This window comes from Streptomyces torulosus (assembly GCF_001419765.1).
GTDB classification, from domain to species: domain Bacteria; phylum Actinomycetota; class Actinomycetes; order Streptomycetales; family Streptomycetaceae; genus Streptomyces; species Streptomyces torulosus.
In genome coordinates this window covers 1-1354 of record NZ_LIRK01000936.1, presented here as the reverse complement: position 1 = coordinate 1354, position 1354 = coordinate 1, and the positions used below count along the sequence as shown (strand labels likewise).

Here is a 1354-nt window from a genome sequence, read left to right as displayed (position 1 = left end):
CCGGCGACTGCGCGGACACCTGGGGGAGACCGAGGCGGGGGTCGACTTGGTGCGGGTCGACGTGGTGGGGGTCGACGTGGTGCGGGTCCACGGCGTGGGGATCGACGGCGTGGGCGGGCTGCCGAGGCTGGGGCTGAACCGGCGGCTGGACGACAGGCGCCGGCTGCACGGGCTGTGCGGGCTGAAGCGGCTGAGCGGTTACGGGGTTCACGGGCACCGGGCCCACGGGCACCCCGTGCCCCGGCCCCGGCTCCGGCGGCGCGGGCTCCGGTCGTACGGCCCCCTGCTGTCCCTGTTGCCTCTGCTGCCCCTGCTGTCCCGGAGCCGGATGTCCCGGCACCGCCCGCATCGGCCGGTCGCCGACGCTCTCCTGGGCCGGTTCGGCCGGTTCGGCCGGCTCGGACCGCTCGACCGCCTCGGACGGAACCGAGCGCACCAGCCGCAGCGTCGGCTCGGCCCGCCGCGAGACGCCGGAAGGCACACCAGTCACACCGTTCGCACCCGCCGCCGCACCGGCCCCGGACGGCTCCGAACCGGACGCGGCACCCACACCCGCACCCGTCTGCGCCCCCGCTCCGGCACCCGTCTGCGCCCCCGCACCGTCCTGCCCCAGCTCGCGCAGCACGTCCCGCTGCCAGTCCTCTGCCTGCGCCATGTGCGCCCCCAGCTCCTAAGCGAAGGTGTCGAGCAGTCGCCCGTACACGCCGAACACCCCGATGAGCAGCGGGAACAGGGTGATGACGCCGATGGACTCCAGCGTGTCGCCGAGGCGGCGGAGCCGGACCCGGACATGTTCGGCGGGCTGCACGGCGAGCACCAGCAGCGGCAGTACGGCCAGCAGCACGAGCACGGCGAGCGGACCGGCCGCGTCGCCGGACCGCTCCACCCAGACCGCGATCAGCCGCACCGCGAGCACCGCCGCCGCGCCCAGCAGCACCACGACCTCGGCGACCAGCGGGAACGCCCGGGCGCGCAGCGCGAGGACGACCATGGTGACGACGGCCAGCAGCACGGTCCACTTGGTGGGCGCGCGCAGCGCGAACACCCCGGCGGCGGTGGCCGACACGGCCATCGTCACCGTCGCGAGCACCAGTCCCCGGTGGGTGGCGGTGAGCGCGGCCGCCACCTGGTAGCGGCTCACGGAGGTCCCCGCGGAGCGCCGGTCGTCGAGCCCGGAGAGGCCGGACGCCATCAGCGCGAGCCGGGGCAGCAGCCCCAGCACGATCACGGAGACGACGGCGAGCACGGCGCCCACCCGGGCCTGTTCCGCCGCCGACGACCGCACCGACACGGACGCGGCGACGCCCAGCCAGCACACCGCGGTCCCGGCCAGCGCCCCGGCCCCGACCAGCCC

At 76.4% G+C, this 1354-nt stretch carries 2 pseudogenes; both read right to left on the bottom strand.

Annotated elements, in window-relative coordinates:
• Positions 1–655: pseudogene (locus AOK23_RS48285) on the bottom strand (hypothetical protein); the annotation flags it as partial.
• Between the two features lie 15 nt (positions 656–670).
• Positions 671–1354: pseudogene (locus AOK23_RS42750) on the bottom strand (type VII secretion integral membrane protein EccD); the annotation flags it as partial.